Below are 21,710 nucleotides of genomic sequence, written 5' to 3'. Positions count from 1 at the left end.
GGAAGAACCAGGCTTGTGCTCTCAAAGCATCAGATTAGTGCTAAAAAACTCGCGATAGCGACTTTTCCGACACAATCTGGTGTCTTTTTACCATCTACGGCTTAACCGCGAAACTCGGAGCGACCGTTGTACTTGGCCTTGGCGCCCAGTTGCTCTTCGATACGCAGCAGTTGGTTGTACTTGGAGACGCGGTCGGAGCGGCACAGCGAACCGGTCTTGATCTGGCCCGCGGCGGTACCCACGGCCAGGTCGGCAATGGTCGAATCCTCGGTTTCACCGGAACGGTGCGAGATCACCGCAGTATAGCCGGCGGCCTTGGCCATCTGGATGGCTTCCAGGGTTTCGGTCAGGGTGCCGATCTGGTTGAACTTGATCAGGATGGAGTTGGCGATCTTCTTGTCGATGCCTTCCTTCAGGATCTTGGTGTTGGTGACGAACAGGTCGTCGCCCACCAGTTGGGTCTTCTCGCCGATCTTGTCGGTGAGAATCTTCCAGCCAGCCCAGTCGGACTCGTCCAGGCCATCTTCGATGGAGATGATCGGGTAACGCTCGGTCAGGCCTTTCAGGTAGTCGGCGAAACCTTCGGCGGTGAACACCTGGCCTTCGCCGGACAGGTTGTATTTACCGTCTTCGTAGAATTCGCTGGCCGCGCAGTCCAGGGCCAGGGTCACGTCGGTGCCCAGCTTGTAACCGGCATTGGCCACGGCTTCGGAGATCACTTTCAAAGCGTCTTCGTTGGACGCCAGGTTCGGCGCGAAACCACCTTCGTCACCGACAGCGGTGCTCAGGCCACGAGCCTTCAGCACGGCTTTGAGGTGATGGAAAATCTCGGTGCCCATGCGCAGGCCTTCGGAGAAGGTCTTGGCGCCAACCGGCTGAACCATGAATTCCTGGATGTCGACGTTGTTGTCGGCATGCTCGCCGCCGTTGATGATGTTCATCATCGGCACCGGCATGGAGTAGACACCCGGCGTGCCGTTGAGGTTGGCGATGTGTGCGTACAGCGGCAGGTCCTGGTCCTGGGCAGCAGCCTTGGCGGCGGCCAGGGACACGGCAAGGATGGCGTTGGCGCCCAGGGTCGCCTTGTTCTCGGTACCGTCCAGGGCGATCATCGCGTGGTCCAGGGCCTTCTGGTCGGAAGGGTCCTTGCCCAGCAGCAGCTCACGGATCGGGCCGTTGATGTTGCCGACGGCCTTCAGCACGCCCTTGCCCAGGTAACGACTCTTGTCGCCATCACGCAGTTCCAGCGCTTCACGCGAACCGGTGGAAGCACCGGACGGCGCGCAAGCGCTGCCGATGATGCCGTTGTCCAGAAGCACGTCCGCTTCCACGGTGGGGTTGCCACGGGAGTCGAGAACTTCACGACCTTTGATGTCGACGATTTTTGCCATTGTTGTAAACACTCCAAAGTTGACGAAAACGACGCAGCTGAAGGAAATCTTTGATCGTCGGCAAGCGAATGAAAAATGGGCAGCCTTGCAGACGAAAAGGCTCTGAACCCGAGTCCAGAGCCTTGAATCGTGCGGTACTTTACCGGAGATTTAAGGATTACGCGGTTTCTACCGTCGGAAAACTCTTCACCAGTGTGTCCAAAGCCTTGAGTTGGGCCAGGAACGGTTCCAGCTTGTCCAGACGCAGGGCACAAGGCCCGTCGCACTTGGCGTTGTCCGGGTCCGGATGCGCTTCCAGGAACAGCCCGGCCAGCCCCTGGCTCATGCCGGCCTTGGCCAGGTCGGTGACCTGGGCCCGACGACCACCGGCGGAGTCCGAGCGACCGCCCGGCATCTGCAGGGCGTGGGTCACGTCGAAAAACACCGGGTATTCGAACTGCTTCATGATGCCGAAGCCGAGCATGTCCACCACCAGGTTGTTGTAGCCGAAGCTCGAACCGCGCTCGCAGAGGATCAACTGGTCGTTGCCCGCTTCCACGCACTTGCTCAGGATGTGTTTCATTTCCTGGGGCGCGAGGAACTGGGCCTTCTTGATGTTGATCACCGCGCCGGTCTTGGCCATGGCCACCACCAGGTCGGTCTGGCGCGACAGGAAGGCCGGCAACTGGATAATGTCGCAGACCTCGGCGACCACGGCGGCCTGGGCCGGCTCGTGGACGTCGGTAATGATCGGCACGCCAAACGCCTGCTTGATGTCCTGGAAAATCCGCATCCCTTCTTCCAGGCCGGGGCCACGGTAGGAGGTGACGGACGAACGGTTGGCCTTGTCGAAGCTGGCCTTGAATACGTAAGGAATACCGAGTTTCTCGGTCACTTTCACGTACTCTTCACAGACCTGCATCGCCATGTCCCGGCTTTCCAGTACGTTCATGCCGCCGAACAGCACCATCGGTTTGTCGTTGGCAATCTCGATGTCGCCTACGCGGATGATCTTTTGGGCCATGCTCTTATCTCTCCGAGATCACGCGTTCTTCTGGTGTTGAGCCAACGCCGCCTTGACGAAACCGCTGAACAGCGGATGGCCGTCGCGCGGGGTCGAGGTGAACTCGGGGTGGAACTGGCAAGCGACGAACCATGGATGATCCGGGGCCTCGACCACTTCCACCAACGAGCCATCACCGGAGCGACCGGAAATCTTCAGGCCGGCTTCGATGATCTGCGGCAGCAACTTGTTGTTCACTTCGTAACGGTGACGGTGACGCTCGACGATCACGTCCTTGGCATAGCAATCGTGCACCAGGGATCCGGCTTCGAGCAGGCAATCCTGGGCACCGAGGCGCATGGTGCCGCCCAGGTCGGAGCTTTCGCTACGGGTCTCGACCACGCCGGTGGCATCTTCCCACTCGGTGATCAGGCCGACCACCGGGTGACCGCTGGTGCGATCGAACTCGGTGGAGTTGGCGTCTTTCCAGCCCATCACGTTACGGGCGAACTCGATGACCGCCACTTGCATGCCCAGGCAGATACCCAGGTACGGCACCTTGTTCTCGCGAGCGTACTGGACGGCGGTGATCTTGCCTTCCACGCCACGCAGGCCGAAACCACCAGGAACCAGGATGGCATCAACGCCTTCGAGCAGCGCGGTGCCCTGGTTTTCGATGTCTTCGGAGTCGATATAACGCAGGTTGACCTTGGTACGGTTGGTGATGCCGGCGTGACTCATCGCTTCGATCAGCGATTTGTAGGCATCCAGCAGCTCCATGTACTTGCCGACCATGGCGATGGTGACTTCGTGTTCCGGGTTCAGCTTGGCGTCGACCACCGCTTCCCACTCGGACAGGTCGGCACCGCCACATTGCAGGCCGAAACGCTCGACGACGAAATCATCCAGGCCCTGGGAGTGCAGGATGCCGGGGATCTTGTAGATGGTATCGGCGTCTTCCAGCGCAATCACCGCACGCTCTTCAACGTTGGTGAACTGGGCGATCTTGCGACGCGACGAGATATCGATCGGGTGGTCGGAACGGCAGACCAGCACGTCCGGCTGCAGGCCGATGGAGCGCAGCTCCTTGACCGAGTGCTGGGTCGGCTTGGTCTTGGTTTCGCCGGCGGTGGCGATGTACGGCACCAGGGTCAGGTGCATCAGCATCGCGCGCTTGGCGCCGACTTCGAAACGCAACTGGCGGATGGCCTCGAGGAACGGTTGCGACTCGATGTCGCCGACCGTGCCGCCGATTTCCACCAGGGCCACGTCGGCATCGCCGGCGCCCTTGATGATGCGGCGCTTGATCTCGTCGGTGATGTGCGGGATCACCTGGATGGTGGCGCCCAGGTAATCACCACGACGCTCCTTGCGCAGCACGTGCTCGTAGACACGGCCCGTGGTGAAGTTGTTGTTCTGGGTCATGGTCGTGCGGATGAACCGCTCGTAGTGACCCAGGTCCAGGTCGGTCTCGGCACCGTCGTGGGTGACGAAGACTTCACCGTGCTGGAACGGGCTCATGGTGCCCGGATCGACGTTGATGTACGGATCCAGCTTGAGCATGGTGACTTTCAGTCCCCGCGCCTCCAGGATGGCCGCCAATGAAGCCGAGGCAATGCCTTTCCCCAATGAAGAAACAACACCGCCCGTGACGAATATGTAGCGCGTCATGAAAAACCCTAGAAGTCTGCGTTAAAGCGGTCCGAGCCGCCGGGGAAAGCGAAGGAAGGCCGAAGCCCCCGATTACCTGCGATCATCACAGTGCACCTTTCGAAAAACTGCTGCGTTGAGACGGTCCGCAGGGTTGAACCCGCGGTACGGTGCGCGCTACACATTTTTTGGAATCGCCCGGCAAAGACAGCCTGGTAATCGGCAACTCCTGCAATTGCTGGCAATCCACAGAAGTTGTATCAAGAAGGGAGCGTAGTCTACCGGAAAGCGCCTTTCAGCTCAAACCTTGATCGCTCGAAGGTGGCTGCCAATGCAAATGCCAGTCACCCAACGCCCCGCCGTCCAGGCCCGGCAGGTTCGCCACGGCCAGCAATTCGTCGCCTCGATAGAGCAGCGGCAATCGGCCGCGGACAAACCAGGGTACCCCACTTTCGTTAAGCAGGCGCTTCAGATCGCGGTGTCCGCGGTCCGGCAGGTGCAAAACCTCCCCCCCCTGACGATAGCGAACCTCCAAGGGACCGGCCGGTGCCTCGCCGACCACCAGCAGTTCGCCATTGTCCGGCAGCTCCAGCGGTCGATTCGGGCAGCTCCAGGCGATATCCGCCGACGGCTGGCGCAACCAGGACCCGCTCAACCACCATAAATGTTCGTCGGCACGGTGCAGCTCGCCCTCGGCCAGGCGCCATTTCGGCCGGGCATCATGGGCGGCATCGCGCAGATCGTCCCAACCGGCCCAATGGTCGCTGTCCGGCAGCCGGGTCAGCGGTGCCAGCCAATGCCGCAGGGCGTTGCGCTGCCGGGCCGGAGACAGGTCGATCAAGGCGTCGAGGGCCAGCGACGGTATGCCAAGCCAGACGTGCCGGGAATGCGCCAGGGCATCGTCAAGGTCGACTTCGGCCAGTTCGTCGAGCAGCTCCTGGGCCTCGCGCAGGTGCGCGGCGCTGCGCACCATGCTGCTCACCGCTTGCGGCCAGCGCTCGGTCAGTCCGGGAAAAACCCGGTGACGGAGGAAGTTGCGCGAGAACTGCTGGTCACTGTTGGACGGGTCTTCGATCCAGCGCAGCTTGTGCTGACGGGCATAACCCTCGAGCTCGGCCCGGGAAACGTCCAGCAGAGGCCGCACCAGATAGCCACCGCCGACCTCGCGCTGCGCCGGCATGGCCGCCAGGCCACGCACCCCGGCGCCGCGCAGCAGTCGAAAGAGCAGGGTTTCGGCCTGGTCTTCGCGATGCTGGGCGGTGAGCAGTACGTCGTGCAACTGGGTGACCCCGGCAAAGGCCAGGTAACGCGCATCGCGGGCGGCGCGCTCAAGACTGGCGCCCAATTGCACGCTGACACGGATCACCTGCAAAGGTATCCCGAGTTCATCACAGACGGCCTGGCAATGTGCCGGCCAGCCGTCGGCCGCCGCCTGCAGTCCGTGATGGACATGCAAGGCGGCAATCCTGGGCAGGGGCCGGGTTTTCGCCAGGCTGGCGAGCAGGTGCAGCAGCACGGTGGAGTCCAGGCCGCCGGAGAAGCCGATCCGCCAGGTCTGGGCATTACGCCAGGGCGAAAGGGCTTCGAGCAGCCTGGAAGGCAGATCGATATCAGGCTGACGCATGGGTTGCCCCCCGCGCTGGCTCACGAACGATAACGCGCGCTATCAGAGACCGTAGCTCATCAGACGCTCGTAACGACGAGCCAGCAGCGCATCGTTGTCGAACTTCTTCAGCATAGCCAACTGCGTGCTGAGTTCGGCACGAATCGAGGCCGCCGCCGTGGCCGGATCGCGATGGGCGCCGCCCAGGGGCTCGGAAATCACCTTGTCGACGATCCCCAGGCCCTTGAGGCGCTCGGCCGTGATGCCCATGGCTTCGGCGGCGTCCGGGGCTTTATCGGCGGTTTTCCACAGAATGGAAGCACAGCCTTCCGGGGAAATCACCGCGTAAGTCGAGTACTGCAGCATGTTCAACTGGTCGCACACGCCGATGGCCAAGGCACCGCCGGAACCACCCTCACCGATCACGGTGGCGATGATCGGCGTTTTCAGCCGCGCCATCACCCGCAGGTTCCAGGCAATCGCTTCGCTCTGGTTGCGCTCTTCGGCGTCGATGCCCGGGTAGGCACCCGGGGTGTCGATAAAGGTCAGGATCGGCATCTTGAAGCGCTCGGCCATTTCCATCAGGCGGCAAGCCTTGCGGTAGCCTTCCGGACGCGGCATACCGAAGTTGCGACGGACCTTCTCGCGCACTTCACGGCCCTTCTGGTGGCCGATAATCATCACCGGCTGGTCGTCCAGGCGGGCAATACCGCCGACAATCGCCGCGTCGTCGGAGAAATGCCGATCGCCGTGCAGTTCGTCGAACTCGGTGAAAATGTGGTTGATGTAGTCCAGGGTATACGGACGACGCGGGTGACGCGCCAGACGCGCGATCTGCCAGCTGGTCAGCTTGCCGAAGATATCTTCGGTCAGCGTGTTGCTCTTGTCCTGCAGGCGGGAGATCTCATCGCCGATATTCAGCGAATTGTCGTTACCGACCAAGCGCAGCTCTTCGATCTTGGCTTGCAGGTCAGCGATCGGCTGTTCGAAATCAAGAAAATTCGGGTTCATAAGCATCCGTCTTGGGTCGAGCACAGTAGTTTTTACACAGCCTGGCCGGCCGATTGATCTGTATCGCGCCCTACCTTACGGGATATGGCGCGCTCAGGTCGAGATTAAAAATAGGGTCAAGGTCGGCGCGCACCAAGTGCGCCACCGTCCTAACGGTATTGGAGGAAGACGTTGTCTCGCCCGAACTGGTCACGCAATGCCTGAATCAGACTGTCCGCCGGGTCGATCCGCCAGCTCTCGCCGAACTGCAACAAGGCCTTGGCGTCGCTGCCGGTGTACTCCAGGGTGATCGGGCAGGCCCCCCGGTGCTTGCCGAGCAATTCCCCCAGCCAGCGCAGTTGATCGCCCTTGAGCGCGGCACTTTGCAGCTTCAGGCGCAGGCTTTCGGCCAGGTTGGTGCGCGCATCTTCCATGCTCATCACCCGCTTGACCCGCAGGCGCAGGCCGCCGGAGAAGTCGTCGTTGCTGACCTCGCCTTCGACCACCACCATGGCATCGGTCTGCAACAGCGACTGGGCCGACATGAAGGCATCGGCGAACAACGAGGCCTCGATCCGTGCCGAACGGTCGTCGAGGGTGATAAAGCCCATCTTGTCGCCTTTTTTGTTTTTCATCACCCGCAGGTTGATGATCATCCCGGCGACTGTCTGGGTATCCCGGGCCGGCTTCAGGTCGATGATGCGCTGACGGGCAAAGCGGCGGATCTCGCCTTCGTACTCGTCGATCGGGTGACCGGTGAGGTAGAGGCCGAGGGTATCTTTCTCGCCCTTCAGCCGCTCCTTGAGGGTCAGTTCCTTGGCCTTGCGGTGATTGGCGTAGACATCGGCATCTTCTTCGACGAACAGCCCGCCAAACAGGTCGGCATGGCCGCTGTCGTGGGTCCGCGCGGTCTGCTCGGCGGCCTTGATCGCCTCTTCCATCGCCGCCAGCAACACCGCGCGGTTACGGTCGATATTGGCCTGGTAGGCCTTGGTCTCGTCATGGAAATACGGGCCAAGGCGATCCAGCGCCCCGCTACGGATCAAGCCGTCGAGGGTGCGCTTGTTGATACGCTTGAGGTCGACCCGGGCACAGAAATCGAACAGGTCCTTGAACGGACCCTCCTGGCGTGCTTCGGTGATCGCCTCCACCGGCCCTTCGCCGACGCCTTTGATCGCGCCGAGGCCATAGATGATCCGGCCTTCGTCGTTCACCGTGAACTTGAACTCCGAGGCGTTCACGTCCGGCGCGTCGAGGCGCAGCTTCATGGTGCGCACTTCCTCGATCAAGGTCACGACCTTGTCGGTGTTGTGCATATCCGCCGACAGTACCGCGGCCATGAACGGCGCCGGGTAGTGGGCCTTCAGCCAGGCGGTCTGGTAGGAAACCAGGCCGTAGGCGGCGGAGTGGGATTTGTTGAAACCGTAACCGGCGAATTTCTCCACCAGGTCGAAGATGTTACCCGCCAGATCCGCATCAATATTGTTGGTGGCGCAACCCTCGATGAAACCGCCACGCTGCTTGGCCATTTCCTCGGGTTTTTTCTTACCCATGGCCCGGCGCAGCATATCCGCGCCACCGAGGGTGTAGCCGGCCATGACCTGGGCGATCTGCATCACCTGTTCCTGATACAGGATGATGCCGTAGGTCGGCGCCAGCACCGGCTTGAGGCCTTCGTACTGGTAATCGGAGTGCGGGTACGCCAGTTCGGCGCGGCCGTGCTTGCGGTTGATGAAGTCGTCCACCATGCCGGACTGCAGCGGGCCCGGACGGAACAGGGCCACCAGTGCGATCAGGTCTTCCAGGCAGTCGGGCTTGAGCTTCTTGATCAGCTCCTTCATGCCACGGGATTCCAGCTGGAAAACCGCCGTGGTCTCGGCCTTCTGCAACAGGCTGTAGGTCGGCTTGTCGTCCAGCGGGATAAAGGCGATATCCAGCGGTGGCTCGTTGACCTTGGCGCGATCACGGTTGATGGTCTTCAGCGCCCAGTCGATGATCGTCAGGGTCCGCAGGCCGAGGAAGTCGAACTTCACCAGGCCGGCCGCCTCCACGTCGTCCTTGTCGAACTGGGTCACCAGGCCGTCGCCTTCCTCGTCGCAGTAGATCGGCGAGAAGTCGGTCAGCTTGGTCGGCGCGATCACCACGCCACCGGCGTGTTTACCGACGTTACGCACCACGCCTTCGAGCTTGCGCGCCATCTCCCAGATTTCCGCCGCTTCTTCATCGACCTTGATGAAGTCGCGCAGGATCTCTTCCTGCTCGTAGGCTTTTTCCAGGGTCATGCCGACTTCGAAGGGGATCATCTTCGACAGGCGATCCGCCAGGCCGTAGGACTTGCCCTGGACCCGCGCCACGTCGCGCACCACCGCCTTGGCGGCCATGGAACCGAAGGTGATGATCTGGCTCACGGCGTTGCGGCCGTACTTCTCGGCCACGTAGTCGATCACCCGGTCGCGACCATCCATGCAGAAGTCGACGTCGAAGTCGGGCATGGAAACCCGCTCCGGGTTGAGGAAACGTTCGAACAGCAGGTCATATTCCAGCGGGTCGAGGTCGGTGATCTTCTGTACGTAGGCCACCAGGGAACCGGCACCCGACCCCCGGCCAGGACCAACGGGCACGCCGTTGCTCTTGGCCCACTGGATAAAGTCCATCACGATCAGGAAGTAACCGGGGAAACCCATCTGGATAATGATATCCAGCTCGAAATTCAGCCGGTCGACATAGACCTGGCGCTTGGCTTCATAGTCTTCGGTGGTGTCCCTGGGCAGCAGGACCGACAGGCGTTCTTCGAGGCCGTCGAAGGACACCTTGCGGAAATATTCGTCGATGGTCATGCCATCGGGGATCGGGAAGTTGGGCAGGAAGTGCTTGCCCAGCTTCACTTCGATATTGCAGCGCTTGGCGATCTCGACGCTGTTTTCCAGGGCGTCGGGCAGGTCGCTGAACAGCTCGGCCATTTCCTCGGCGCTTTTGAGGTATTGCTGGTCGCTGTAGTTCTTCGAACGGCGCGGATCGTCGAGGGCCCGGCCCTCACCGATGCAGACGCGGGTTTCGTGGGCCTCGAAGTCTTCCTGCTTGATAAAGCGCACATCATTGGTCGCCACCAGCGGCGCACCCAGCTTGTCGGCCAGGGCCACGGCGCCGTGCAACTGCTCTTCGTCGTTGGGACGGTTGGTGCGCTGGACTTCCAGGTAGAAACGGTCCGGGAACACCGCCATCCATTCGCGGGCCAGGGCTTCGGCTTCAGCGGCGTTGTCGCCGAGCAGGGCCATGCCGATCTCGCCCTCCTTGGCCGCCGAAAGCATGATCACGCCTTCGCTGGCCTCGGCCACCCACTCGCGCTCGATGATGACCATGCCGTTGCGCTGGCCATCGATATAGCCACGGGAAATCAGCTCGGTGATGTTGCGGTAGCCGACGCCGTTCATCGCCAGCAGGCTGATGCGGCTCAGCGGGGCATCGGGATCCTTGTTCGACAGCCACAGGTCGGCGCCGCAGATCGGCTTGATCCCGGCGCCCATGGCGGCCTTGTAGAACTTGACCAGGGAACACATGTTGTTCTGGTCGGTCACCGCCACGGCGGGCATGTTCAGGCCGTTCAGGGCCTTGACCAGCGGCTTGATCCGAACCAGGCCGTCGACCAGGGAGTACTCAGTGTGCAGGCGTAGATGAACGAATGAAGCCGGCATAGTGATCCTGTCTAATCTGTAGAAACAACAAGGCCCGGATTGTACCGGGCCTTGGCTAAAACATCAGCAGCGTTAAAGTTCGCCGGACCGCCCATGACTCTCATAGGCCAGCCGTACCGGCGCGAAGGAGCGTCGGTGAATCGGTGTCGGCCCCAGCCGCTGCAAGGCTTCCAGGTGCACCGGTGTCGGATAGCCCTTATGCCCGCCGATGCCATAACCCGGGTAGATCAATTCGACAGCTGCCATTTCACGATCACGGCTGACCTTGGCCAGGATTGACGCCGCCGCGATCGCCGGCACCTTGCTATCGCCTTTGACCACCGCTTCGGCTGGCATCGGCAACTTCGGGCAACGGTTGCCGTCGATCATCGCCAGCTTGGGCTGGATATGCAGGCCTTCAACCGCCCGCTGCATTGCCAGCATGGTGGCATGCAGAATGTTCAGTTCATCGATTTCCTCGACTTCGGCGCGGGCGATACACCAGCTCAGGGCCTTTTCGCGGATTTCGTCGTAGAGCTTTTCACGCCGGGCCTCGGTGAGTTTCTTCGAGTCGTTGAGGCCGAGGATCGGGCGCTTGGGATCGAGGATCACCGCCGCAGTCACAACCGCGCCGCAAAGCGGGCCACGACCGACTTCGTCGACACCGGCCACCAGGTCTTCGGCATCGGCCACCAGGGTGAAGTCCAATCCCATCTGCATTTTCACGCTACTCATACGGTTTTGCCGATCAGCTTCAACACTGCGTCGGCGGCCTGGTTCGAGGCATCCAGGCGCAAGGCGCGATGGATTTCGTCGAAGCCCCGGGTCTGCTCTTCGCCGCCCTCGATCAGCGGCGACAGGGTCTGCGCCAGGGCCTCGGGGGTTGCGTCATCCTGCAACAGCTCGGGCACCAGCAAACGCTGGGCCAGCAGGTTGGGCAAGGAGATGTAGGGGCTTTTTACCAGCCGCTTGAGAATCCAGAAGGTCAGTGGCGCCAGACGATAGGCGACCACCATCGGACGCTTGTACAGCAGGGCCTCCAGCGTCGCCGTACCCGAGGCGATCAACACCGCGTCGCAGGCGGCCAGGGCCTTGTGGGACTGGCCGTCGAGCAGGGTCAGCGGCAGGTCGCGCCCCACCAGCAAGGCCTCGATCTGGGTACGCCGCTGCGGGCTGGCGCAGGGCATGACAAAACGGATAGCGGGGTGCATCTCCCGCAGGCGTTGCGCGGTATCGAGGAACAAGCCGCCCAGGCGCCCGACTTCGCCGCCACGACTGCCCGGCATCAGCGCCACCAACGGACCGTCCGGCAAGCCGAGTTCGGCCCGCGCCTGCCCACGGTCGGCCTGCAAGGGGATGGCGTCGGCCAGGGAATGTCCGACAAACCGCACCGGCACGCCCTTCTCTTCATAGAAGCGCGCTTCGAAAGGGAACAGCGTCAGCATCAGGTCACAGCCTTCGCGGATCTTCAGCACCCGCTTCTGCCGCCAGGCCCAGACAGACGGGCTGACGTAATGCACGGTCTTGATCCCGGCACGGCGCAGCTTGAGTTCGATATTCAGGGTGAAATCCGGCGCATCGATGCCAATAAACACATCGGGCTTTTCGGCAATCAGCGTCTGGATCAGCAATTTGCGGCGCTTGAGCAGCTCAGGCAGACGGCCGAGCACTTCCACCAGGCCCATCACCGACAGCCGCTCCATGGGGAAATAGGAAACCAGGCCTTCGGCCTGCATCAGCGGGCCACCGACCCCGATAAACTCGACTTCAGGATGCCTGGCCTTGAGCGCCCGCATCAGACCAGAGCCGAGAATGTCGCCGGAGGCTTCCCCGGCGACCAGCGCAATTCGCAAAGTCGCCATGATCAGCGGGTGATGCCGCGGGTCGAGGACTGGATCGAATCGAGAAACACCGCCACTTCCGGGTACTGCGCGGCAGGTTCGGCCAGCTCGGCGATGGCTTGTTCCACCGTCAGCCCCTGGCGGTACACCACCTTGTAGGCCCGGCGCAGGGCGTGGAGCACTTCCTCGCTGAAACCACGCCGACGCAAGCCTTCGAAGTTCATGCTGCGGGCTTCAGCGGGGTTGCCGAAGACCGTGACATAGGCAGGAACATCCTTGCCGATGGCGGTGCCCATGCCGGAAAAGCTGTGGGCACCGATATGGCAGAACTGATGGACCAGGGTGAACCCCGAGAGGATCGCCCAATCCCCCATGTGCACATGCCCGGCCAACGCGGTGTTGTTGACCAGGATGCAGTGGTTGCCGATCACGCTGTCGTGACCGATATGGGCGTAGGCCATGATCAGGTTGTGGTCGCCCAGGGTGGTTTCCGAGCGATCCTGTACCGTGCCCCGGTGGATGGTCACACCTTCGCGGATAACGTTGTGGTCACCAATGACCAGGCGCGTCTCTTCGCCTTTGTACTTGAGATCGGGCGTGTCTTCGCCTACCGAGGAAAACTGGTAGATGCGGTTGTGTTTGCCGATCCGGGTCGGGCCCTTGAGAATCACATGCGGCCCGATCACTGTCCCCTCGCCGATTTCCACACCTGCGCCGACGATCGACCAGGGGCCGACCTCAACGCCCTCGGCCAGTACGGCCGTGGGATCGATGATTGCGCGAGGGTCAATCAAACTCATACTTTCTGTTCCGCACAGATGATCTCGGCCGAGCAGACCGGCTTGCCGTCAACCGAAGCCTGGCACTCGAACTTCCAGATCTTGCGCTTGCAGCTGATGAACTTGGCTTCGAGGATCAACTGGTCGCCCGGCAGTACCGGCTGGCGGAAACGCAGCTTGTCGGAGCCGACGAAGTAGTACAGGGTGCCGTCGGAAGGCTTCACGTCGAGCATCTTGAAACCGAGGATGCCGGCAGCCTGGGCCATGGCTTCGATAATCAGCACGCCCGGCATGATCGGATGCGCCGGGAAGTGGCCGTTGAAGAAAGGCTCGTTGATGCTGACATTCTTGTAGGCACGAATGCGCTGGGCCTCGACATCCAGTTCCACCACCCGGTCCACCAGCAGGAACGGGTAACGGTGAGGCAGGTATTCGCGAATCTCTTTGATGTCCATCATTTCGTGGGGAAGCCTGTAGTAAAGAGTGGGAGCGCGCCACGCGCGGCTCCTCTAGCAAATCAAGAAGGCAGCTTGCGTACAAACCCAGGCGGCTACTTGATATGGAAAATGGTATCAGCCATCTGATGAAGCATTACCGTCCGGGGTCACGTCGCCTACCCGCTTTTCCAGCTGCCGCAGGCGCCGGGCCATGTCGTCGAGCTGGCGAATACGCGCCGCGCTCTTGCGCCACTCGGCGGCCGGCTGCATCGCCGTACCGGAAGAATAGGCACCCGGCTCGGTAATCGAGTGGGTGACCATGGTCATCCCGGTCAGGAAGACGTTGTCGCAAATCTCGATATGCCCCACCAGGCCGACGCCACCGGCGAGCATGCAGTGCTTGCCGATCTTGGTGCTGCCGGAAATCCCGCAGCAGGCGGCCATGGCCGTGTGATCGCCGACCTGAACGTTGTGGGCGATCTGAATCTGGTTGTCGAGCTTGACCCCGTTGCCAATGATCGTGTCGGCCAGGGCACCGCGGTCGATGGCGGTATTGACGCCGATCTCCACATCATCACCGACGGTCACGCCACCGATCTGGGCAATTTTCTGCCAAATACCCTTTTCATTGGCGAAGCCGAAGCCTTCACCGCCGAGCACGGCACCAGACTGGATCACCACCCGCTTGCCGATGCGCACGTCGTGGTAAAGCGTGACCCGTGGCGCCAGCCAGCCGCCTTCGCCGATTTCACAGCGAGCACCGACAAAACACTGGGCGCCGATGGTCACGCCAGCACCAATCCGCGCAGCGCTCTCGATCACCGCAAAGGCACCGATACTGGCGGTCGGATCGACCTGGGCATCGGCAGCCACCACCGCGCTCGGGTGAATCCCGGCAGGCGCTTTGGGCTTGGGATCGAACAGGTGCGAAATACGCGCATAGGCCAGGTAAGGATCAGCCACCACCAGCGCATCGCCGGCATAACCTTCGGCGTCGGCGGCCTTGAGCAACACGGCGCCGGCCTGGCTGTCAGTGAGGTATTTGCGGTACTGGGGATTTGCCAGAAAGCTCAACTGAGCTGGGCCAGCCTCCTGCAAGGTGGCTAGCCCAGTGATTTGTTTCTCCTCGTTGCCACGTAGGGTGGCACCGAGGATCTCGGCCAATTGGCCGAGCTTGATGGTCGCTGTCATGGATTACTTCAGCTGGTTCATGCGCTCGATCACCTGGCGGGTGATGTCGTACTGCGGTTTGACATCGATCACGGCGCCACGCTCGAACACCAGGTCAAAGGCACCTTTCTTGATGACTTCTTCCACGGCGCTATCCAGCTTGGGCTTGAGCTGCTTGAGCATCTCGCGGTCAGCAACGGCTTTTTGCTCGTTCAGTTCCTTGGACTGGAACTGGAAGTCACGGGCCTTTTGCTTGAATTCCAGCTCCAGACGCTCGCGTTCGCCCTGCTGCATCTTGTCGCCACCGGCCACCAGACGATCCTGGATACCCTTGGCACTGCTTTCCAGGGCCTGGAGCTTGGTCAGTTGCGGACCGAACTTCTTCTCGGCATCGACGGCGTACTTCTTGGCTGCGTCGGATTCCAGCAGGGCCATCTGATAGTTCAGGACCGCGATTTTCATTTCGGCAAAGGCCGGGGTCGCTACCAGAACAGTGGCCAGCAGAACCAGTTGAGTCAACTTACGCACAATAAACTCCTACAAAATCCGTTGTCGTTATCTAGGGGCAGGCCGTTAGAAGGTCTGACCGAGGGAGAATTGGAACACCTGGGTTTCAGCGTTACTAGGCTCTTTGACCGGCACGGCCAGGGCAAAACTCAATGGCCCCAGGGCGGTTACCCAGGTCACGCCAACACCCACGGAACTGGCCATATTGCTGAAACTGATGTCGTTGCACTGCGTCTGCGACAGCGTGCCATTGGTGTTACGGACCTGTTCGCACTTGGAGTCGAATACGTTACCCACGTCCCAGAACAGCGAGGTGCGCAGCGAACGCTGGTCTTTCACGAATGGCAGCGGGAACAACAGCTCCGCACCACCTTGAATCAGTACGTTACCACCGAACGGCAATGGATTCGTGCTGGTATCGGCAATCGTACCGGCGTTACCGGTCACATCCACACCGCGACTTGGCGTACCACGTGGGCCCAGGGTACTGTCCTTGAAACCACGTACCGAGTTGAAACCACCAGCGTAGTAGTTCTCATAGAACGGCAGGCCGTTGGTCGAACCATAGCCGTCGCCGTAACCCAATTCGGTATGGAAACGCATGGTGTAGGTGTCGCTCAACGGCTGGAATACCTGACCACGGTAGTCGAGCTTGAAGAACAACAGGTCACTGCCTGGGATGGTGCTTTCCAGGGTCAGGCTCTGGGAGTGACCACGGGTCGCCAGGACGCCTTTGTTCAGGGTCGAATCCGACCAGCCGAGGGAGGCCTTGTAGTTCAGGAACTCGTCGCCCTGGGTGTTAACGAAGTTGAAGATTTCGTCGACGGTGTACTGGCCGGTCTGGATCTTGTCCTGCTGGGCCGTCAGGCCGAAGGTCAGGCGCGATGTCTCGCTGATCGGGTAACCGACGCTGACGCCAGCACCCAGGCTGTCCACGGCATAGCTGGCAACGCTGACATCGAGTTCGCTGTAGTCAGTGGTGCGGTAGAACACGTTGTAGCCCAGGCTGACACCGTCCGGCGTCCAGTAGGGGTCGACATAACCGAAGTTATAGCGGCTCTGGTACTGGCTGCGGGTCAGGCCGATGCTGACCTTGTTACCGGTACCGAGGAAGTTGTTCTGGGTGATCGAACCGCCCAGGATCAGACCGGCGCTCTGGGCAAAACCGACGCTGGCGGTAATCGAACCCGAGGCTTGCTCTTCCACGGTGTAGTTCACGTCAACCTGGTCATCGACACCCGGAACAGCCGGGGTTTCGACGTTGACTTCCTTGAAGAAGCCCAGGCGTTCAAGACGGGTCTTGGACTGGTCGATCAGGTAGGTGGAAGCCCAACCGCCTTCCATCTGACGCATTTCACGACGCAGCACTTCGTCCGCGGACTTGGTGTTGCCACGGTAGTTGATACGGTTGACGTAGGCACGCTTGCCCGGGTCGACCACGAAGGTGATATCGACGGTGTGATCGTCATCGTGCGGCGTCGGTACGCCGTTGACGTTGGCGAAAGTGTAGCCGTCGTTACCCAGGCGGCGGGTGATCAGTTCCGAGGTGGTGGTCATCAGCTTGCGCGAGAACACCTGGCCCTTCTCCACCAGCAGCAGGGACTTGACCTGGTCTTCCGGCACCTTCAGGTCACCACTGAGCTTCACGTCGCGGACCTTGTACTTCTGGCCTTCGGTGACGTTGACCGTGATATAGACGCTTTTCTTGTCCGGGGTGATGGACACCTGGGTCGAGGCGATATCCATGTTGATATAGCCGCGGTCCAGGTAGTAGGAGCGCAGGCGTTCCAGGTCACCGGAGAGCTTTTCGCGGGCATACTTGTCATCGTTCTTGAAAAACGACAGCCAGTTGGTGGTCTTGAGTTCGAACAGATCGATCAGGTCTTCGTCCTTGAATACCGAGTTACCCACCACGTTGATGTGCTGGATCGCGGCGACGGTGCCTTCGTTGATCTTGATCTTCAAGCCCACGCGGTTACGCGGCTCGGGAACGACTTCGGTCTCGACCTCGGCCGAGTAGCGGCCTTGGGCCACATACTGACGCTGAAGTTCGTTACGCACGCCTTCAAGGGTCGCACGCTGGAAGATTTCACCCTCGGCCAGGCCGGACTGTTTCAGCCCCTTCATCAAGTCGTCAGTCGAGATCGCCTTGTTGCCTTCGATATCGATGCTGGCCACCGAAGGTCGTTCAACGACCGTGATGACCAGGACGTTACCTTCGCGCCCCAGCTGGATATCCTGGAAGAAACCGGTTTTGAACAGCGCGCGAGTGGATTCCACCAGGCGACGGTCATCCGCTTGCTCCCCGACATTCAACGGTAACGCGCCAAACACGCTACCAGCGGATACCCGCTGGAGGCCATTGACACGAATATCGGAGATAGTGAAGGACTCGGCGTGAACTTCGGCGATCATCAATACGGTGAGAACCGCAGTTAGCAGCAGACGTTTCATGAAGTCCTTTCTTATTCCAACTGGCAATAAACAAACTGCCGCACAATGCGGCAGATTCGCAATTTTCGCGAAGCGTTACAGTCGACCCAGATCGTTGACCAGGGCAAGCAACATCACCCCAACCACCAAACTGATACCGATCTGAATCCCCCAACCTTGCACCCGATCCGACAAGGGACGACCACGCGCCCACTCGATCAGATAAAACAGCAAATGCCCCCCATCCAGTACCGGGATGGGCAACAAATTCAGAACCCCGAGGCTGATACTCAGATAAGCCAGGAAATTCAGGAAATCAGCGACGCCCGACTGGGCCGAAGCGCCCGCCACTTTAGCAATGGTTATCGGTCCACTCAAGTTTTTTACCGAGAGCTCGCCGAACAACATTTTCTTCAGCGAGTCCAGGGTCAGGACGCTCATGGTCCAAGTGCGTCGAGCACCTTCGCCAATCGCCGCCAGAGGCCCGTAGCTGACCTCTCGAACCATCTCCGGCGGCCAGTCCACCGCCTTGACGCCGGCCCCCAGGTAACCGCTCGCCGCCTTGCCTTCGCCGCGGCTGGCCAAGGTCAGCGGGACGTCGATTTGAGCACCATCACGCTCGACGTGCAGCACAATTTTGGTATCAGGACGTACACGGACCCAATCCACCACCTGCTGCCAATCGTTCAGGGGCTGGTCATTCACCGCCAACAGGCGGTCGCCGGTCTTGAGGCCGGCGGCCTGGGCCGGGCCCTTCGGATCGAGTTCGGCCAGCACCGGCGCCAGCGCCGGACGCCATGGGCGAATCCCCAGAGACTTGATTGGATCGGGCTCGTCGGCGCCTTGCAGCCAATGGTCCAGTGCCAGTTCGCGGGGCGAGTCGGCCGTCGAGCCAGGCTCACGGACCCGCAACTGCAGGGTGCCGCTTTCCCCCAGGCGACGCACCAACTGAAGATTGACCGCGCCCCAACCGGTGGTCGGCTCGCCATCGACGGCGACGATTTCCTGACCGCTGCTCAACCCGGCCTTCTCGGCCAGGCTACCGCTTTCCACGGTACCGATGACCGGACGCACCTGCTGGCTGCCCAGCATCGCCAGGCCCCAGAAAAACACGATGGCCAGGAGAAAGTTGGCAATCGGGCCGGCGGCGACGATTGCGATACGCTGGCGCACCGACTTGCGATTGAAGGCCTGGTCGAGCAGCTCCGGCGGGACTTCAGCCTCGCGCTCGTCGAGCATTTTCACGTAGCCGCCCAACGGAATCGCGGCGACCACGAACTCGGTGCCCTGGCGATCGTGCCAACGCAGCAGCGGCATGCCGAAGCCCACGGAAAAACGCAGGACCTTGACGCCGCAACGACGGGCCACCCAGAAATGGCCGAATTCGTGGAAGGTCACCAGCACACCCAGGGCCACCAGGGTGCCGACTATCATATAGAGCGCGCTCATTTACTTTCTCCGCAATCCCAGGTGCCGACAGCCCCGAAGGCTACGCCAGATTCATCGCCCGTGGCGACTCAGCCATTGCTCGGCCAGAGTCCTGGCCTTGGCGTCTGCCGCGAATACCGCGTCGAGCTCATTGACCGCAACCACCGGCTCCAGGTTTAAAACGTCCTCGATGATACTCGCGATCTCAAGGTAGCGGATGCGCCGTTCGAGAAATGCCGCTACCGCCACCTCATTCGCCGCATTCAACATCGCCGGCGCACTGCCTCCGGCCTCGGCAGATTCACGGGCCAGGCGCAGACAAGGGAAACGCTGCTCATCCGGGGCCTGGAAGTCCAGGCGCGCCACGGCAAACAGGTCCAGCGGCGCCGCGCCGGAGTCGATCCGCTCAGGCCAGGCCAGGGCATTGGCGATCGGCGTGCGCATGTCCGGGTTCCCCAATTGGGCCAGAACCGAACCATCCACGTAGTCGACCAGGGAGTGAATCACACTCTGCGGGTGGATCACCACTTCGACCTGGGACGGTTTGGCATCGAACAGCCAGCAAGCCTCGATCAGTTCCAGCCCCTTGTTCATCATACTCGCCGAGTCGACCGAGATCTTGCGCCCCATCGACCAGGTGGGATGGGCGCACGCCTGCTCGGGGGTGACATCGGCCAGCTCACCCAGCGGCGTCTGCCGGAACGGACCACCCGAGGCGGTCAGCAGGATTCGCCGCACGCCGACCGCCGCCAGGCCACGGGCGTGATCCTGGGGCAGGCACTGGAAAATCGCATTGTGTTCACTGTCGATCGGCAACAGCACCGAACCGCTCTTGCGCACCGCCTGCATAAAGAGTGCACCAGTCATCACCAGCGCCTCCTTGTTGGCCAGCAAGATCTTCTTGCCGGCTTCGACCGCCGCCAGCGTAGGACGCAAACCGGCCGCGCCGACGATCGCCGCCATCACCGCATCAACTTCGGGATCAGCGGCGATCTGGCACAGGCCCGCCTCCCCCACCAGCACTTCGGTCGCCAGGCCCGCGTCACGCAGTTGTTGCTGCAAACCACGCGCCGCGGACGCCTCGGGCACCACCGCATAGCGCGGGCGATGCCGCATGCACAGGGCAAAGAGTTCCGCCAGGCGGCTGAAACCGCTCAAGGCAAAGGCCTGGTAACGCTGCGGGTGACGCGCGATGACATCCAGGGTGCTCAGGCCGATGGAGCCGGTGGCACCGAGTACGGTAATTTGCTGTGGGCGGCTCACGATGCAGCGATCCACAGGAGTACGGCAAAGGTCGGAATCGCCGCCGTCAGGCTATCGATCCGATCAAGAATGCCGCCATGCCCGGGCAGCAGGTTGCTGCTGTCCTTGATCCCCGACTGACGCTTGAACATGCTTTCGGTCAAGTCACCGACCACCGAAATCACCACGATCAGCGCCGCCCCAAGCAGACTGGCAATCATCTGCCCGACGCCCCAACCGCGCACGACCCCGACCACCGCGGTGATCACCAGGCTCAAGGCCAGGCCGCCGTAGGCGCCTTCCCAACTCTTGCCCGGGCTGACCGACGGCGCCAGCTTGCGCTTGCCGAAGGCCTTGCCAGAAAAGTAGGCACCGATATCGGCGCCCCAGACCAGGACCATCACCGCCATGATCAACCAGTTGCCCAACGGCTCCTGCTTGATCAGGATCAGGCCTTGCCAGGCCGGCAGCAGGATCAGGAAACCGATCACCAGCTTGCTGGCGGTGGTCGACCAGTGCGCGCTGGTGCGCGGGTAGGTCAGCACCAGGAACGCCGCCAACCCCCACCACAATACCGCCGCCCCCAGCACCCAGGGTGCGAGGTTGGGCAGGATGTACATGAAGAACAACAGCACCGCGACCAGCGCCGCATAGGCCACACGGGCCGGCTGCGCTTCAAACCCCGCCAGGCGCGCCCATTCCCAGGCGCCGAGGGTGACGACCAGGCCGATGAACAGCGCAAAGCCTGCGCCCTCGAGCAGGAAGAACCCGCACAAGGCAATGGGCAGGAGAATGAGTGCCGTGATGATGCGTTGCTTGAGCATTAAACCCGGGCTCCTGCTTCGACCTGTTCGCTCGTTTTACCGAAACGACGCTGGCGGGAAGCAAAATCGGCCAGCGCGTTGCGCATGGCTTCGTGTTTGAAGTCCGGCCAGAACAGGTCGGAGAAATACAGCTCGGCATAGGCCAACTGCCACAACAGGAAATTGCTGATGCGATGTTCGCCACCGGTACGGATGCACAGATCCGGCAACGGCAGGTCGCCGGTGGCCAGACAGGTCTGCAGCAGCTCGGGGGTAATATCGTCCGGCCGCAGATGCCCGGCCTGTACTTCACGAGCCAGACGCTGAGCCGCCTGGGCGATATCCCACTGCCCGCCGTAGTTGGCGGCAATCTGCAGAATGAAGCGATTGCTGCCGGCCGTCGCCGCTTCCGCCTCGCGCATCGCCGCTTGCAGCTCGGGGTGAAAGCGCGAGCGGTCGCCAATGATCCGCAGGCTTATATTGTTCTCGTTGAGACGCTTGGCCTCGCGGCGCAGCGCCTTGAAGAACAGGTCCATCAAGGCGCTGACTTCGTCGGCGGGACGCTGCCAGTTCTCGCTGGAGAACGCGAACAGGGTCAATACCTCGACCCCGGCCTCGGCACACACTTCAATGACGGCGCGCACCGCGTCGACGCCAGCCTTGTGCCCGGCAACACCGGGCAAAAAGCGTTTCTTGGCCCAGCGGTTATTGCCGTCCATGATGATTGCAACATGGCGCGGCACCGAGGACGGCACAACCTGCTTGGTCTTTTCCATGGAAGCG

Annotated in this window: 17 protein-coding genes; all 17 read right to left on the bottom strand. The window is 61.5% G+C overall.

Annotated elements, in window-relative coordinates:
* Positions 1 to 101: 101 nt before the first annotated feature.
* Positions 102 to 1,391, bottom strand: a complete 1,290-nt coding sequence (eno, locus tag M5C01_RS20395) for a phosphopyruvate hydratase (RefSeq protein WP_103496391.1) — start codon at positions 1,389 to 1,391, stop codon at positions 102 to 104.
* A 157-nt stretch (positions 1,392 to 1,548) separates the two neighbouring features.
* Positions 1,549 to 2,394 carry a 3-deoxy-8-phosphooctulonate synthase gene (gene kdsA / locus M5C01_RS20390; RefSeq protein ID WP_100938597.1) on the bottom strand — a complete coding sequence of 282 codons (846 nt, stop codon included), beginning with the start codon at positions 2,392 to 2,394 and terminating at the stop codon, positions 1,549 to 1,551.
* Positions 2,395 to 2,412: 18 nt separating this feature from the next.
* Complete coding sequence (locus M5C01_RS20385) at positions 2,413 to 4,044, bottom strand: CTP synthase (RefSeq protein ID WP_103496390.1); 1,632 nt, start codon at positions 4,042 to 4,044, stop codon at positions 2,413 to 2,415.
* Positions 4,045 to 4,318: 274 nt separating this feature from the next.
* A complete protein-coding gene (gene tilS, locus M5C01_RS20380) occupies positions 4,319 to 5,647 on the bottom strand; it encodes a tRNA lysidine(34) synthetase TilS (RefSeq protein ID WP_152740228.1) in 1,329 nt (442 codons plus the stop codon).
* Positions 5,648 to 5,689: 42 nt separating this feature from the next.
* A complete protein-coding gene (locus tag M5C01_RS20375; protein ID WP_103496388.1) occupies positions 5,690 to 6,637 on the bottom strand; it encodes an acetyl-CoA carboxylase carboxyltransferase subunit alpha in 948 nt (315 codons plus the stop codon).
* A 149-nt stretch (positions 6,638 to 6,786) separates the two neighbouring features.
* A complete protein-coding gene (dnaE, locus tag M5C01_RS20370) occupies positions 6,787 to 10,308 on the bottom strand; it encodes a DNA polymerase III subunit alpha (RefSeq protein ID WP_152740227.1) in 3,522 nt (1,173 codons plus the stop codon).
* 72 nt (positions 10,309 to 10,380) lie between these two features.
* Positions 10,381 to 11,007 (bottom strand): ribonuclease HII, encoded by a 627-nt coding sequence (gene rnhB / locus M5C01_RS20365; RefSeq protein WP_248745273.1) that lies wholly within the window; start codon positions 11,005 to 11,007, stop codon positions 10,381 to 10,383.
* A gap of 11 nt (positions 11,008 to 11,018) precedes the next feature.
* Entirely contained in the window at positions 11,019 to 12,149 is a 1,131-nt protein-coding gene (gene lpxB, locus M5C01_RS20360; protein WP_152740225.1) for a lipid-A-disaccharide synthase, read from the bottom strand.
* Between the two features lie 2 nt (positions 12,150 to 12,151).
* Complete coding sequence (gene lpxA, locus M5C01_RS20355) at positions 12,152 to 12,928, bottom strand: acyl-ACP--UDP-N-acetylglucosamine O-acyltransferase (protein WP_103496384.1); 777 nt, start codon at positions 12,926 to 12,928, stop codon at positions 12,152 to 12,154.
* Positions 12,925 to 13,365, bottom strand: a complete 441-nt coding sequence (fabZ, locus tag M5C01_RS20350) for a 3-hydroxyacyl-ACP dehydratase FabZ (protein WP_040064770.1) — start codon at positions 13,363 to 13,365, stop codon at positions 12,925 to 12,927. The genes lpxA and fabZ overlap by 4 nt, the downstream gene beginning before the upstream one ends.
* A gap of 114 nt (positions 13,366 to 13,479) precedes the next feature.
* Positions 13,480 to 14,535, bottom strand: a complete 1,056-nt coding sequence (lpxD, locus tag M5C01_RS20345; RefSeq protein WP_103496383.1) for a UDP-3-O-(3-hydroxymyristoyl)glucosamine N-acyltransferase — start codon at positions 14,533 to 14,535, stop codon at positions 13,480 to 13,482.
* Positions 14,536 to 14,538: 3 nt separating this feature from the next.
* Positions 14,539 to 15,042, bottom strand: coding sequence for an OmpH family outer membrane protein (locus M5C01_RS20340; protein ID WP_103496382.1), 504 nt, complete (start codon positions 15,040 to 15,042; stop codon positions 14,539 to 14,541).
* A 45-nt stretch (positions 15,043 to 15,087) separates the two neighbouring features.
* Positions 15,088 to 17,475, bottom strand: a complete 2,388-nt coding sequence (gene bamA, locus M5C01_RS20335) for an outer membrane protein assembly factor BamA (protein WP_152740224.1) — start codon at positions 17,473 to 17,475, stop codon at positions 15,088 to 15,090.
* A gap of 75 nt (positions 17,476 to 17,550) precedes the next feature.
* Positions 17,551 to 18,903, bottom strand: coding sequence for a sigma E protease regulator RseP (rseP, locus tag M5C01_RS20330; RefSeq protein ID WP_103496380.1), 1,353 nt, complete (start codon positions 18,901 to 18,903; stop codon positions 17,551 to 17,553).
* A 51-nt stretch (positions 18,904 to 18,954) separates the two neighbouring features.
* Positions 18,955 to 20,145 carry a 1-deoxy-D-xylulose-5-phosphate reductoisomerase gene (gene ispC, locus M5C01_RS20325; RefSeq protein ID WP_103496379.1) on the bottom strand — a complete coding sequence of 397 codons (1,191 nt, stop codon included), beginning with the start codon at positions 20,143 to 20,145 and terminating at the stop codon, positions 18,955 to 18,957.
* Positions 20,142 to 20,948 (bottom strand): phosphatidate cytidylyltransferase, encoded by an 807-nt coding sequence (locus M5C01_RS20320; RefSeq protein ID WP_103496378.1) that lies wholly within the window; start codon positions 20,946 to 20,948, stop codon positions 20,142 to 20,144. Before M5C01_RS20320 ends, ispC begins: the two co-directional genes overlap by 4 nt.
* Complete coding sequence (gene uppS / locus M5C01_RS20315; RefSeq protein WP_152740223.1) at positions 20,948 to 21,703, bottom strand: polyprenyl diphosphate synthase; 756 nt, start codon at positions 21,701 to 21,703, stop codon at positions 20,948 to 20,950. The genes M5C01_RS20320 and uppS overlap by 1 nt, the downstream gene beginning before the upstream one ends.
* Between the last annotated feature and the right edge of the window lie 7 nt (positions 21,704 to 21,710).

Source organism: Pseudomonas sp. MWU12-2319 (assembly GCF_023242525.1).
In the GTDB taxonomy this organism is placed as follows: Bacteria; Pseudomonadota; Gammaproteobacteria; order Pseudomonadales; family Pseudomonadaceae; genus Aquipseudomonas; species Aquipseudomonas gingeri_D.
This window is presented reverse-complemented; position numbering and strand designations above follow the sequence as displayed.